The following is a 13,832-nucleotide window of genomic DNA, read 5'->3' as shown; positions in this document are numbered from 1 at the left end:
CCTCATTTCTCCTTTGGTTTTTCGTGATCCCCGTTGATTAATTCTCGATTAGTTCTATTTTTATTTAAACATATTTTTTGGTATAAATTGTTACAGTTTATTTTTATTAATTATGTATATGTACTGTCTCTCTACTGATAGTGATATCGGTGCATCAAGTAAACTAGAGAAAACTCTCGCTGGCAACAAGGTCATGATTATAGGACTTTTAGCTGCTCTTTCAGCATCTGCTGCGGCAGGGATGAGAATTGCCTTGCCTTTGTTGATTATTGGCCTGTTGCATAGCCAAATGTGGAATCAACTGCCCTTGCTGTCTCAGATTAATCCTCGGGTTTTATTAACCATACTCATCAGTTGGTCACTGTTTGAGTTATTTGGCTCAAAATATTTATTAGGACAACGGGTTCTTCAAGTTGTTGAGGTTCTGTTTAGTCCTATGGTAGGGGCTTTAATGAGTCTTAGCGTTGCCCATATCCTTGAACTAGAGTTTAGACCTCTGTGGGTGCTTGGGATGGTAGGAGGTCTTTTTGCTTTATTGTTACAACTGGTGCAAGCGGGGTGGTTTTTTCGTCTGCGGGGAATTCCGATCTGGGTTGTGTGTTTAGAGGATATTCTCTGTGTTTTTTTGGTGCTTTTTGCCTTTAAAGCGCCTGAAAATGGGGGATTAATTGCGCTTTTACTCTTATGGATCGCTATTCGTAGTTCTAAAGCTTGGCGAGATTGGTCTAAGCAAAAACCCCCTCATTCTTAATAAGGCTAGAATGTTGAATGGTAAAAGATTTCAGCCAAATTTAAAGCATTCAGTTGAGCTTGTGCTTTATGTAGAGACTCATACCATTCTTTTTCGGGGTCACTATCTGCCACAATTCCTGCACCCACTTGTCCCCAAACTATTGCCCCTGAGCAATCTTTGAGATCACTATAAAGTAGAGTCCGAATCAAAATATTTAAATCCAAATTTCCACGCCAATCAAGATAACCACAGGAACCATAAAATAAATTACGCTTTACCGGTTCAAGTTCTTCAATTATTTCCATACAACGAACTTTAGGACAACCGGTAATCGTCCCGCCAGGAAATACCCCTCTAATCAAGTCTACTGTGTCCGAATTCGGGTGTAGAGTACCCACTACATTACTAACCAAGTGCATGACATGACTATAACGCTCAATGGTCAAAAGTTCATCCACTTTTACCGTTCCCCACTGACACACTCTACCTAAATCATTGCGTTCCAAATCAACGAGCATGATGTGTTCTGCTCTTTCTTTAATATTGGCAATTAACTCTTCGGCTAACTGTTCATCTTCCGTAGGAGTAACGCCCCGCGCTCGCGTTCCTGCAATGGGCCGAGTCTGAACCTGCTGTCCTGTTCGCTGTATTAATCGTTCAGGAGAACAGCTTATCATCGCTCCCCAAGGTGTTTGCCAATAACTCGCAAAAGGAGAGGGGTTAATCTTCTGTAATGCTCGATAGATTGACCAACTATCAAAAACTGTATGGGCCTCAAACCTTAGTGATAAATTAGCCTGAAAAATATCGCCCGCTTGAATATATTTTTTCGCTTTCTGTACCGCCGCTATATACTCTTGTTGATTCATCTGAAAAATAGGAGTCACCGGATGAGTAGAACAAAGGTTTAGGCGAGGGTCTTCTATTTTTTGAGCCGCTTTCTCTAGCCGCTTTTCCATCACCTCGAGTTGAGGGGAATCACTAGCCGCTAACCAGAGTATTTGCTGCTGATGGTCTAAAACCGCAAAAGAGTCTGGTTCATACCAGTAAGCTATAGGAAAAGGCAGAGGATCTGCTTTATATTCGGGTAATTGTTCAATTTCTGTGGCTAAGTCATAGCCAAGCCATCCTAACCAACCACCGCTAAAAGGCAGTTCCGGCGGGACTATAGCGGGTAGACTGGTATTGTGGTGAGCAGAATCGAGCAAACGCCGCAAGAAAGGCAGAATATCTCCCACTGCGGGAGTCCAGACTTGAGGTTGACCGTTAATTACCCGAGGCGAACCGGCACAAATGGAATATCGAGCTAACTGGGAACTATTTGAATTGCCGGGACTTTCTAGAAGGGTCGCTATCTTGTGAATTTTATCTTGAGGATGAAGAAATAAGGTTTCAAAAACTTGTGAGCCGCTACGTTTGTTGAGGGGCAGCTTTTGCCAATACAAGGGTTGTCGGGTTGAGGAGGTTGGGGTAAAGATCTCACTAGCGATAGCGGCGTTAACCTCTGTATGATGATAAAAACTTGCTTTTTCTTGAGAAAACCGATTGCCGATTTGAGCCATTGTTTCTTGAGTTAGGGGGTGAATCCAATCAGGAACGAGAAAGCTTAGAGGTACTGCTACATAGGCATAACGTAAAATATCCGGTGCTGGCAATTGTAGCTTAGGTAATTGTAAGATTTCTTGCTCATAGAGAACTAGATCTAAGTCGATGGAACATTTGGCTTTCCCAGATTTTGCGCGAATGCGGCCTAATTCGTCTTCTGTCGGGCGTAAAACCTGCTCGTAAAGCTTGAGGGGGGGTAAATTTGTTTCTATTAAACAAGCACCATTGAGATAGGGAGGGCTAGTGTGATGACCAATGGCGGGGTTTTCATAAACTGGAGACAGGGCTAAAATCCGTACTTTTTGGGCTAGAGTCTTTAATCCCTTGACTAAGTTGGATTTAGCGTTATCGTTAGAACCAAAAGCAATTACAGCAAGATACACTGTTTGAAAAAAATTTAGATATTTTTAATGATCAGTCACTTTACAATATTAGCTAGAGATAGCGCAACTTATATTCCTTGGTTTGCTTCCTTGAGGCGGCTGTTGGGGGAATAAGTACCTGGACAAAAATCAAGTTAACTGTGAGGTTAGGGTGTCGGGTGTCGGGTGTCGGGTGTGGGGTAATTGTAGCCATTTTACAATTCTTTATATAGAGTGCTTTATTTATGTCCGACTACTTACAATAGATCTAGTTTTTTTCTCTTTTTTGAAGATACAATAAATATTCTTTTTCTCTGCCGAGTTCTTTGGCCAATGTCTGAAGATTAAGACGTTTTAAAAGATTAATAGTAATGGGACGCTTATCACGCCAAAAAATCATTGATTTTAAAAATAATTGAGCCGCTTCTGAATTGAGAATTTCGGCAATAAATCTAGATTCTTTTTCGGAATAACAATTTAAAAAAGTAATAGTATCATCAAAAATAACCGGCTTTCCTTCCCTAGGGCCAATACTCATAAAGTTTAATTGTTTATACAATCCAGAAATGGCAACTTTCCAAGGAGAAAAGGTATAATTACCCACTCCAAAAATTGAAAATCTCGGGTGGTTTTTATAAATGGAGCTTTTCCGTTTAGCAAATGCTTCTCGATTAGCTTGCAAATACTTCCAGATTTTCGGCGCATTTTTTTCAAGGTTTTTTGTGTCTTCTCCTATATATTTTTGAGTGACTAAAACGTATTTTTTACATTGACTAATTCGTTCATTTCCTAAATCTGAACTTTTTAACAAAGGATAAATATAATTCTCTTCTAGAGATAGGTGAACTCCCGCTCGGTTTTGATATCCTTGGGCAGTTTTTTCGAGTTCCATGATGGAAGCGCAGTCATGTTTGATGCCGGAACGCCAAATATAGTTTTTATCTACCCCATATAAATGTTTATATTGATGATAATTTTGACTATCAGCCACCAAAATATTTTGCTCATACTCTAAAATATTTTTAGGTAGGGAGTCTGATAAGTTTTCAAACCAAAAACATTTTTTAGCGGCTGGTTCAGGTTCAAGGTTTAAAACCAATAAACCAGCATCAACGGCGGCATTAAAATATTTTAAAGCATTAATTTGATATATCCAAGCTTGTTTAATAGGATAATGATGCTTCCAGCCATAGATTAACACCTTACGGGCCACAGCCGTTTTACATAACATAGCAATGGTTCCTCGTCGCTGTTTGAGCCATTCTAGATGTTGTAAAATCATCGATTCTGATATATCAAAATTACTTTTACCCGTGAGAGCATCTAATCCTTTTTGAGCTTGAAAATTAGATTTTTTAGGCAGGTTAAAACTCTCTAGTTTTCCGAGTTCAGCACTGGTTACCCAAGGAGGATTCCCGATAATTAAAATTGGCTCAGGTAAGCCATTGATAATTTCGTTCCAATTTAAATTAAAAAAATTATCGTTGATCAGTTGAATATTTTTAGAGTTTTCATTCAAGCTTATTTGTTTTAAATAATTTGGGTTTATCTCAACACCGATAATTTTTTTGAGATTATTAAATATTTGGATGGCGGCTAAAATAAAAGCGCCTTTTCCACAAGTCGGTTCAATGATTGACTGAGGGATTAATCCAATTTGTTGAACCACCTTAGTAACTTGAAGGGCTAAAGCTTGAGGGGTTTGAAAATCTCCTAATTCTAAGGTTGACTTATTTTTCATTAAAAAAAATAAAAGTGATCACGACAAAAGTCAAAATTTAGGTAAGTCTAAAAAAAATAATAGTTAGGGAACTCTAAAATTAATTATGCAAGAGGTCTAATGAGGTCTAATAGCTAAAAGGATCTTCATAACGCCCTCCTGAAGTGGGATCGCTGATGGGATCTGCATAACGCCCTCCTGAAGTGGGATCGCTGATGGGATCTTCATAACGCCCTCCTGAAGTGGGATCGCTGATGGGATCTGCATAACGCCCTCCTGAAGTAGGATCGCTGATGGGATCTGCATAACGCCCTCCTGAAGTGGGATCACTAATAGGATTAGGATGTTTGTATGTGCTTGTCGGTGTAGATCGAGAGCCGCATAATGTACCCAAATTATAAATTACTCCCGATTCTGTTTGCATATAACAAGAGTCGGAATATTGAGCGATCACCGATTCTGGTACTTGAGGAGAATAAGTTATATTAGCTTGTTGGGATAAAACTTGAACAGGAAATAAGATCACCCCAATGACAACAAGGCGAGAAAGTTTTTTGAGCATAGAATCTCAAATTCCTTGACTAACTTCTTTACCTCTATCCTCTATGCTTTTTTAAGCAATGGATGTGATTGCTATCACCGAGTCAAGGAACTTTTTTTAAGTTCTTCAACTCTTAATCATTCAAGGTTAATAGAGGTTTCCTCAAGAGTTCTATTGGGGCTGAGAATTAGGAGGATTCGAAGTTGCCCCAGGAAGCGGAGAACTAGGGAGCGTGGGTTGCGTTTGTGTGGGTAAGGATTGGGTATCGGGTTCAGGTTTGCGAACTTCGGGAATGGGAATCAAATAACAAATAAGCGCGGCTACAGCTAAACCACTCACCCCTAAAGTTAGAGGTACTAAACGCTGAGATAAAGGTTCATCGGGTTGACGATAACGACGAGACACCGGCTGTAATTTTAAATCTAAATCCGGTAAAGTCCGACTATCAGCAAAAAACTGATCCACCGCTTCTACTAAATCAAACAATTGTATAGTTGTTAACTGAATTGCCACAGGTTCGCCATGACTATCAGAACCCGGTTGCCAAATTAAACGATGTAAATTGTTTTGTGCCTTTTCTAAATGAATGCGATCTTGTTGTTGAGAAATATCTTCAGGATGATGTACACCACTCAAATATTCTTGGGCGTAAGCACTCACGGCCTTGACTAAATTTTCAAAAAAAATTCGTCCACCTTGTAGGATGGTATTGACTCCCACAAAGCGACATTCGGCACTATTTAAAACCGATAAAATGGGGACTCCCTCCCCTGAAAAATCGGTAACGCTGTCATCGCTGCTTCCCACTAATATCAGTGTGCAGTTAGGTAAACTATACTGTCGTTTAACGTCCATATCCATCAAACCATTAATTTTTTACTGATCAAGTTTATCTAAGCTAGGAAGTTCTTTTGATGCTTATGTTTTTACTAGGTTAAGTGAGAATGTTAGCATTCATGTTAGGCCACTTCCCCATCAAATAAACTAATCCAAAATCGTTGCATACCCGTAGTTCCTGTACAAAATAATAACTGATTCAGCAGAGCTAAAGCGAGTTCATTTAACTCATCTTCGATCGCTAGACACACCATTACCTTAGCACGACGAGGATTCATGCGGCTGCGGAAATGAGAGCGAAATCTTTCTAGATATTCAGATATGAGAAAATTGTTATCTACAGGTAATCCTTTATTTCGCATTTGTTGTTCGGCTAACAGTAGTTGTCGAATTGATACACTCAAATATTTAGCCCGATGACTGATAATAATCGCTAGGGCTTTAGCTTGTTGTACAGTGAGGACAGAGCGCGTGTAGGAACGCCGCCAGGGATTAGAACAACGCAAACGCCATAAAGTAATACGATTGTTGATTATTTCCTCGAGGCCTAATTCAGTTACTGTTTCGATAATATGAGTGGTTGCTTCTAAATCTAAGGCTTCGATAGCTAATAGCATTAAATCTAGCTGCTGTTGCAGACGAATGGCACAACGTTGTCCTGAAATCGGTAAATTGGGCAGGACATCTAAAATAGTAGGTTTGGAATCGATAATAGAAATAGAATCGGACATTATATTGCTAAAATACGGCTTTCTAGACTACCTTAATCTAAAAGTATCGGTTTGACCGCAGTGCGGCTGATTATTACTAGCGTAAACGCTACATTCAAGTCATGATATAGATCATATACATCATCCCACAGGGTCTTAATTATACGGTAAGCGATGGATATTAAATCACTCATTCGTAATATTCCCGATTTCCCTAAACCCGGTATCGTTTTTCGTGATATTACAACGCTGTTGAGTCATCCGGAAGGATTACGTTACACGATCGATACTTTAACTCAAAAATCTATTGAGGCTAATTTCCGTCCTGACTACGTTGTGGGAATGGAGTCTCGAGGTTTTTTATTTGGAGTTCCTTTAGCCTATCAACTTAATGCGGGTTTTATTCCTGTCCGCAAACCGGGTAAGTTGCCGGCGGCGGTTCATACCATTGAATATGACCTAGAATACGGTTCTGATAAGCTAGAAATTCATCAAGACGCTTTATCCTCTCATCATCGCGTTTTGATTGTCGATGACTTGATGGCGACGGGAGGAACCGCTAGAGCAACAGCGCAGTTGTTGGATAAAATTGGCTGCGAAGTCTTGGGTTTTGCTTTTATCATTGAGTTGAAAGAGTTGGGCGGTCGTCAAAGACTTCCTGACCTACCGATCATTACTTTAGTTGAGTATTAGTGATTATGATTCATCTGATTTTCTGATGGACTATGATTAAAATAGACTCGGATTGAAGACCTTAATCATAATTTTCATTAATCAGATGAATCCTAGTCAGTTTTCAGTTAATCAAATAAATCCGAAGTAGAAAATGACTTTAACAAGCCAATCAGGAACTTCTCAACAGTCGGGTTTTCTTCTGACGAGATTACAAGCTTTACTCTCGAGTGAGACTTTTTTATATATTATTAAACGAATCTTACAGGGATTATTAACGCTGCTGTTAGCTTCTTTTCTGAGTTTTCTCATTATCCAACTTGCCCCAGGTAATTTTATCCAAACTTTAGCCCAAAATCCGAAAATCTCTCGTCAGGTAATTGAAGAATATACAAAACTTTTTGGCTTAGATAAACCCTGGTATGTTCAATATTGGTCATGGTTAGTCCAGGTCTTAACTCATTTTAATTTTGGAACGAGTTTTGTCTATTTTCGGCCGGTTTCTTCTTTGTTGTTAGAACGAATCCCTGCAACCCTATTACTGGCTATTCTTTCTATTATTCTCACTTGGGCTATTGCGATTCCTTTGGGAATTGTGAGCGCTGTTAAGCAAAATACTTTTCTCGATAAATTTCTCAGAGTCATTAGTTATTTAGGTCAAGGATTTCCCAGTTTTATTACTGCTTTAATCCTTTTAATTATCGCTCAACAAGTGTCGCCCTTATTACCGGTGGGAGATATGACTAGCCTCAATTATTCTGAATTGTCTCCCATTGGTAAAGTTTTAGACCTTGGCTGGCACTTGATTCTTCCTACTATTGCTCTAACGGTTACCAGTTTTGCCGGATTACAACGTTTAATGCGTGGACAATTATTAGATGTGCTTCGACAAGATTATATTCAAACCGCTAGGGCTAAAGGTTTGCCAGAAAATAAAGTTATTTATGTTCATGCTTTGCGAAATGCCGTTAACCCTTTAATTACTTTATTAGGGTTTGAGTTTGCCGGTCTTCTCAGTGGGGCATTTATTGCGGAATTTTTCTTTAATTGGCCGGGTTTAGGACGCTTGATTTTACAAGCTGTTACGGCTCAAGATCTCTATTTAGTTATGGGAAGTTTAATCATGGGAGCCGCTATGTTAATTGTGGGGAATTTACTGGCTGATTTATTGCTTAAATTTGTCGATCCTCGCATTAAACTCGAAGACCTTAAATAATTTTTCAGGGTATAATTTTCTCAAATGTTGTCTTCAATTCATTATTTAATTCGCTCAAAACTTGACGGTCAATATCTTGCCGCTAGGGCAAAAACTGAGTCAGGAGATAAAACGATTAACTATTTATTAGTTTTCAAGGAATCTTTTGATGCTTTGAGTTATTTAAATACTCATGCACCTGATATCGCTCATCAGTTTTCGGTAGAGTCAATACCCGCAACTCAGCTAAAAGGAGTGCTACAACGTTGGGGGTATGTGGGGATCGGAGTGGTTAACGAGCCGCTCGAACCCCGAATTCAGTTTGTTTTGGTATAAAAGCCGATTCAACTGTCATCATCATCATCCATATCTTGGGCAAAAGGATCTTCTCCTATTCTTAACTGTTGTTTACTCAGTCTAAGACTTTTCCACAGAGCTTTTATTTGTTTGTAAGCTTCCACAGGAGTAATTTTTCCATTAGTTTCTAAATTACAAACATAGCTCACCCGTTGGGCAAACTCTTGTAAATTAGAATTAAATACTAGATTTTCCGGTTTAACTTGTCCCCGGTAAGAACTATGGGGATATAAAAACTCTTCTTTGCTCTGGTTATTTTCCATGTTTTTTGGTTGCTTATTGGTTACAATATAGATTGGCCTGTTTTTACGCCGCTTTCTTCGGCCTTGGAGTACATTTTAATTAATAACAAGGGAATAATTTTTCTGCTCCCTTAAAACTGATTATCTCGTCTCTTGGAAATCCTTTTAATATTTTATTAGGAAATTCCTAACCCCATAGGTTAACAATAGGTGAAATCTTGATGAACAAACTCTACGAAGGAAAAGCCAAAATTCTTTACAGTACCGATGAACCAGAAATTTTTCTGGCACATTTTAAAGACGATGCCACAGCCTTTAATGCTCTAAAACGCGGTCAAATACAGGGTAAAGGAGAAATCAACTGTACTATATCCTCAGCGTTATTTCGTTGGTTAGAGTCCAAAGGTATTTTGACCCACTTTATTGAGCAAAGCACATCCAATGAAATGCGGGTAAAAGCGGTTAAAATTTTGCCTTTAGAGGTGGTAGTGAGGAATATTGCCGCCGGTAGCCTTTGCCGGGAAACTGGACTCGCTGAAGGAAAAATTTTACCCTTTCCCCTAGTGGAATTTTATTTAAAAAATGATGAGTTACAAGACCCCTTATTGACTAAGGACCGCATTTTAATTTTAGAAATCGTGACCCCAGAACAGCTAGAAGAAATGAAAAATTTAGCGCTAAAGATTAACGAACATTTAACCCAGTTTTTTGCGGACTGTGGTATAACGCTAGTGGATTTTAAGCTCGAATTTGGTGTAGACTCCCAAAACAAAATTCTTTTAGCCGATGAAATTAGTCCCGATACCTGTCGTCTATGGGACAGTTCAGAAACTGACCCCCTTGCAAGAGTCATGGATAAAGATCGTTTTCGAAGAGATTTAGGCAAGATTGAAGAAGCTTATCAACAGGTTCAGCAAAGAGTTTTAAGCCAACTTTCGCAATTGAAATCTTAGAACCCCCAAACAGCAGAAACGGAACATTCTACTAATTAAGCAGTCAGGATCATCGATTCTATCTGTCTGTTGCTGGAACAATCTCTTAATGTCAATCAACGGATAGAAATTAATGATTGCTTATTTGGGTGTGTGGACGTGCTAAAAGATAATCCTAATTTACGCTTATCCCCTTTGTTGCTGTCGCTGATGATAACGGTACCTATCCTGTTATCACCAAAAATAGCTCAGGCAGAAACCGCCGACTCCTTCTCCGTTGTCGAGGAGATGCCGTCTTCTGAACCAACAGATCCATCACCTCCCTCGGCTTTTAGCGGCGATCTCAACACCCAAGCCTCTTCTGTTGACGCGAACGCTGAACTTGTGCCTCTTGAGGAGACTGACTCTATAGACCTGACGGTAGCCCCTGTCTCCCCACAGCAATCATCTGTCGCGGATGTCGATCAAAATCACCTCGTTTCACCGGTTGCCGCAGAAACCAACAGTCCACAACCTCCCGCAACCCTGCCACCTTCAACACCCAATCAGCCTTCACCCTCTCCAGCAACCCCGCCTGTCGACACTCAACCGCCTCAACAGTCCACGCCTCCAGGGATGGGTCAACCGACTACGCCTAATACCACTGAAACTCCACCCGCCGCAGAACCGAGGGTTTTAGTAGCCGAAGTGGTTATTAGTGGTGGCAATACAGAACTAGAAAACTTAATTTACAATACCATTCGCACCCGGCCAGGGCGAGCCACAACCCGCAGTCAACTGCAAGAAGATGTCAATGCTATTTATGCGACAGGCTACTTTGCTAATGTGAGAGTGGTGCCGGAAGATACTCCCTTGGGTGTTCGCGTGACTTTCGCGGTAACTCCCAATCCCATCTTAAAAGACGTGGCCATTGATACCGTACCCGCTACCCCCGGCGCGAGAGTGTTGCCGCCAGAAGCCATTAAAGAAATTTTTCAGGATCAATACGGCAAAATCCTCAACTTACGCTCCTTGCAGGAAGGAATTCAAAAAATTAATGAGTGGTATAGCAGCCGGGGATATGATTTAGCTCAAGTCATTGGCTCCCCTAAAGTCGGTGATGATGGCGTGGTGACTCTAGTCATTGCTGAGGGAGTCATAGAAAATATTCAGGTTCGCTATAGGACGAAACAAGATGAACCCAAAAAAGGCAAAACTCGGCCTTATATTATTACCCGTGAAATGCGGCTCAAACCGGGTCAGGTTTTTAACCGTAACACCGCTCAACAAGACCTACAGCGAATTTATGGCTTAGGATTGTTTGAAGATGTTAAATTTGGCTTTGAACCCGGTCAAAACCCTCAAGAAGTGGTCGTTAATGTAGATGTGGTAGAAGGCAATACAGGCTCACTGGCGGCAGGGGCAGGGATTAGTTCTAGTAGTGGTTTATTTGGAACCGTCAGTTATCAGCAGCAAAATCTCTGGGGCAAAAACCAAAATATCGGTGGAGAAATTCAAGTCGGGGAAAGAGAATTACTGTTTGATGTCAATTTTACCGATCCCTGGATTGCGGGTGACCCTTTCCGCACTTCTTACACGGCTAACCTTTTTCGTCGTCAGTCGATTTCTTTGGTTTATGACGGGAATGATTCTACCATTAGAACGGCTGATGGAAATGATTCTCCTCGGGTAGTGCGAACGGGTAGCGGCGTGACTTTTGTCCGTCCTCTGGCTAAAGATGTGTTCTCCAAACCGGATTGGACCTTGTCGGCGGGGGTACTTTATCAGAACGTTAGAATTGAAAATGCCGATGGAGATTTGTCCCCAAGGTCGGCGGCTCGATTTGGTTCTCAAAAATTGGCTTACAATGCAAGTGGTGTAGATGACCTTTTTAGTTTAACGTTTTCGGCTTCTCAAGATTTTCGCAATAACCCCCTACAACCTACCAGTGGTTATGTGGCTCGTATCGCTGCTGAACAGACGATTCCCACCAGTAATGAAGGGATTACTTTTAATCGTTGGCGAGGCAGTTATAGCTATTATCTCCCGATTAAATTGCTGAGATTTGACTTTATGAATAATGGACCCCAAGCTTTAGCCTTTAACGTGCAGGCGGGAACGATTTTTGGAGATTTACCCCCTTATGAGGCTTTTGTTTTGGGAGGGAGTAACTCGGTTAGAGGTTATGCAGAAGGCGAAGTGGGGAGTGGACGTAGCTATTTTCAGGCAACCGCCGAGTATCGTTTCCCGATTTTTGCTGTGGTGGGTGGGGCTTTATTTCTTGATTATGGGACAACCTTGGGTTCTCAAGGGGCTGTTCCGGGCAAACCGGGTGAGGTTCGAGATTTACCCGGTAGCGGCTTCGCCTATGGCGTGGGTGTACGTATTCAGTCTCCTGTGGGCCCGATTCGGGTAGACTACGGTTTTAATGATCAAGGAGATTCTCGCCTCAATTTTGGTATTGGGGAAAGATTTTAAAAGTTATATGAACACGATTAAAGAACCTTTTGAACGCTCAGGCGTTGGGCTACATTCTGGAGTGACGACGACAGTTAAGGTCTTACCGGCTTCATGGGGTGAAGGGCGCTATTTTGTTAGAGTGGATTTACCAGAAAAACCCGTCATTCCGGCTAGAATCGATTTTGTTCATCAAACCACGCTATCGACAGAATTGGCTAATAATAGTCATGCTGTGCGTACTGTTGAGCATCTCTTAGCCGCTTTAGGCGGGAGTGGTATTGATGATGTTCGTATCGAAATTGATGGACCTGAAGTGCCTTTATTAGATGGTTCGGCCAAAGAATGGGTAAGCGCGATCGCTTCTGTGGGAATTACTGGGTCAAAAAATGAAGCGAACCTACCAAGTAGCCTTACCGCGATAGTAACTTCTGTCATCTCGGTACAGGAAGGAGAGGCTTTTGTGGCGGCTTTTCCCTCCTCGGAAACGCGCTTTACTTATGGGATAGATTTTGCTTATAGTGCCATCGGAAACCAATGGTTTAGTTGGAGTCCGTTAACAGAAACTTTTGCTGAGGCGATCGCCCCTGCGCGGACATTTGGCTTGGCTGATCAGATTGAATTTCTACAGAAGGCTGGTTTAATTAAAGGAGGTAATTTAGAAAATGCCTTAGTTTGTGATCATCAAGGCTGGCTTAATCCTCCTTTGAGGTTTTCAAATGAGCCAGTTCGTCATAAACTGTTAGATTTAGTGGGAGATTTAAGTTTACTGGGAAAAATTCCTCAAGCTCATTTTCTTGCTTATAAGGCGAGTCATAAACTTCATCTTCAATTAGCTAAGGCGATCGATGGCATTTTCTCAAAGACCCCTACCCACTGACCTTTAAAATTATTTCTAGAGAACGTATATGTTAACTATGACTGATGCCCAGATTAACCAGGAACCAGAACAAACAGAACAATCAGAACAACCAGAACTTGACCTATCTACTCTAACGACTTTTAAGGTGGAAGAGATTCGAGAATTATTGCCTCATCGCTATCCTTTTGCTTTAGTTGATCGCATTATTGATTATGTTCCTGGTCAAAAGGTGGTGGGGATCAAAAATGTTACGATTAATGAACCTTTTTTTGCTGGGCATATTCCTGTACGTCCCATTATGCCTGGGGTACTGATTGTAGAATCTATGGCTCAAGTGGGCGGTGTTCTGTTATGTTTGCTGCCGGGTATGAGAGGAAAGTTTTTTGCTTTTGCTGGAATTGATAAGGTGCGTTTTCGTCGTCCTGTTATTCCTGGGGATCAATTGATTATGACAGTGGAATTGTTATCGTTTAAGCAAAAGCGCATTGCTAAAATGCAAGGCCAAGGAACGGTAGATGGCCAATTGGTTGTACAGGGAGAAATGCTTTTTTCTCGCCTCGATTAAATAGCTAATCGACCATAAAATAGGGAACAGAAATTCATTTTATTGACCTCTGTTCCCTGTGTA

15 protein-coding genes and 1 pseudogene are annotated in these 13,832 nt (G+C 40.9%); 8 read left to right on the top strand and 8 right to left on the bottom strand.

The window, feature by feature from the left end; all coding sequences use genetic code 11:
* Positions 1 to 193 precede the first annotated feature (193 nt).
* The gene (locus tag CYAN7822_RS20985; RefSeq protein WP_041933335.1) at positions 194 to 751 is read left to right on the top strand and encodes a DUF4126 domain-containing protein; all 558 of its coding nucleotides are present in this window, start codon (positions 194 to 196) and stop codon (positions 749 to 751) included.
* 5 nt (positions 752 to 756) lie between these two features.
* Here CYAN7822_RS20985 and CYAN7822_RS20980 read toward each other — a convergent pair whose 3' ends face one another.
* The 7 genes and pseudogenes from CYAN7822_RS20980 to CYAN7822_RS20960 all read right to left on the bottom strand — a co-directional run bounded on the left by CYAN7822_RS20980 (position 757) and on the right by CYAN7822_RS20960 (position 6,529).
* Positions 757 to 2,295: an anthranilate synthase component I gene (locus CYAN7822_RS20980; RefSeq protein WP_245602778.1), complete on the bottom strand. Its 1,539-nt coding sequence runs from the start codon at positions 2,293 to 2,295 to the stop codon at positions 757 to 759.
* A gap of 48 nt (positions 2,296 to 2,343) precedes the next feature.
* Positions 2,344 to 2,721, bottom strand: a pseudogene (folK, locus tag CYAN7822_RS39560) (2-amino-4-hydroxy-6-hydroxymethyldihydropteridine diphosphokinase); the annotation flags it as partial.
* Positions 2,722 to 2,773: 52 nt separating this feature from the next.
* Positions 2,774 to 2,914 (bottom strand): hypothetical protein, encoded by a 141-nt coding sequence (locus CYAN7822_RS37830; RefSeq protein ID WP_157871832.1) that lies wholly within the window; start codon positions 2,912 to 2,914, stop codon positions 2,774 to 2,776.
* A gap of 54 nt (positions 2,915 to 2,968) precedes the next feature.
* The gene (locus tag CYAN7822_RS20975) at positions 2,969 to 4,441 is read right to left on the bottom strand and encodes an N-6 DNA methylase (RefSeq protein ID WP_013324256.1); all 1,473 of its coding nucleotides are present in this window, start codon (positions 4,439 to 4,441) and stop codon (positions 2,969 to 2,971) included.
* Between the two features lie 106 nt (positions 4,442 to 4,547).
* Positions 4,548 to 4,982: a hypothetical protein gene (locus tag CYAN7822_RS20970; RefSeq protein WP_013324255.1), complete on the bottom strand. Its 435-nt coding sequence runs from the start codon at positions 4,980 to 4,982 to the stop codon at positions 4,548 to 4,550.
* A 150-nt stretch (positions 4,983 to 5,132) separates the two neighbouring features.
* Positions 5,133 to 5,816 (bottom strand): DUF4335 domain-containing protein, encoded by a 684-nt coding sequence (locus CYAN7822_RS20965; RefSeq protein ID WP_041933897.1) that lies wholly within the window; start codon positions 5,814 to 5,816, stop codon positions 5,133 to 5,135.
* A gap of 104 nt (positions 5,817 to 5,920) precedes the next feature.
* Complete coding sequence (locus tag CYAN7822_RS20960) at positions 5,921 to 6,529, bottom strand: DUF3038 domain-containing protein (RefSeq protein WP_013324253.1); 609 nt, start codon at positions 6,527 to 6,529, stop codon at positions 5,921 to 5,923.
* A 153-nt stretch (positions 6,530 to 6,682) separates the two neighbouring features.
* On the opposite strand from CYAN7822_RS20960, the gene CYAN7822_RS20955 reads away from it, so the two are divergent.
* The 3 genes from CYAN7822_RS20955 to CYAN7822_RS20945 all read left to right on the top strand — a co-directional run bounded on the left by CYAN7822_RS20955 (position 6,683) and on the right by CYAN7822_RS20945 (position 8,711).
* On the top strand, positions 6,683 to 7,201 hold the full coding sequence (locus CYAN7822_RS20955) for an adenine phosphoribosyltransferase (protein ID WP_013324252.1): 519 nt from the start codon (positions 6,683 to 6,685) through the stop codon (positions 7,199 to 7,201).
* 133 nt (positions 7,202 to 7,334) lie between these two features.
* On the top strand, positions 7,335 to 8,396 hold the full coding sequence (locus tag CYAN7822_RS20950) for an ABC transporter permease (RefSeq protein WP_013324251.1): 1,062 nt from the start codon (positions 7,335 to 7,337) through the stop codon (positions 8,394 to 8,396).
* A gap of 24 nt (positions 8,397 to 8,420) precedes the next feature.
* Positions 8,421 to 8,711, top strand: coding sequence for a hypothetical protein (locus tag CYAN7822_RS20945; RefSeq protein ID WP_013324250.1), 291 nt, complete (start codon positions 8,421 to 8,423; stop codon positions 8,709 to 8,711).
* 8 nt (positions 8,712 to 8,719) lie between these two features.
* On the opposite strand, the gene CYAN7822_RS20940 is transcribed toward CYAN7822_RS20945, so the two are convergent.
* Positions 8,720 to 8,995, bottom strand: a complete 276-nt coding sequence (locus CYAN7822_RS20940; RefSeq protein WP_013324249.1) for a DUF7219 family protein — start codon at positions 8,993 to 8,995, stop codon at positions 8,720 to 8,722.
* Positions 8,996 to 9,195: 200 nt separating this feature from the next.
* Here CYAN7822_RS20940 and purC point away from each other — a divergent pair, with 200 nt between their 5' ends.
* From purC to fabZ, 4 genes are all read left to right on the top strand, one after another.
* Positions 9,196 to 9,927, top strand: coding sequence for a phosphoribosylaminoimidazolesuccinocarboxamide synthase (gene purC, locus CYAN7822_RS20935; RefSeq protein WP_013324248.1), 732 nt, complete (start codon positions 9,196 to 9,198; stop codon positions 9,925 to 9,927).
* Positions 9,928 to 9,996: 69 nt separating this feature from the next.
* Positions 9,997 to 12,363, top strand: a complete 2,367-nt coding sequence (locus CYAN7822_RS20930) for a BamA/TamA family outer membrane protein (protein ID WP_013324247.1) — start codon at positions 9,997 to 9,999, stop codon at positions 12,361 to 12,363.
* A gap of 7 nt (positions 12,364 to 12,370) precedes the next feature.
* Complete coding sequence (lpxC, locus tag CYAN7822_RS20925) at positions 12,371 to 13,222, top strand: UDP-3-O-acyl-N-acetylglucosamine deacetylase (protein ID WP_013324246.1); 852 nt, start codon at positions 12,371 to 12,373, stop codon at positions 13,220 to 13,222.
* A gap of 28 nt (positions 13,223 to 13,250) precedes the next feature.
* Positions 13,251 to 13,769: a 3-hydroxyacyl-ACP dehydratase FabZ gene (gene fabZ / locus CYAN7822_RS20920; RefSeq protein WP_013324245.1), complete on the top strand. Its 519-nt coding sequence runs from the start codon at positions 13,251 to 13,253 to the stop codon at positions 13,767 to 13,769.
* The last annotated feature ends 63 nt before the right edge of the window (positions 13,770 to 13,832 follow it).

The organism is Gloeothece verrucosa PCC 7822 (genome assembly GCF_000147335.1).
GTDB lineage: Bacteria > Cyanobacteriota > Cyanobacteriia > Cyanobacteriales > Microcystaceae > Gloeothece > Gloeothece verrucosa.
The sequence above is the reverse complement of the archived record's forward strand: the minus strand, read 5'-3'. Positions and strand labels throughout refer to the sequence as shown.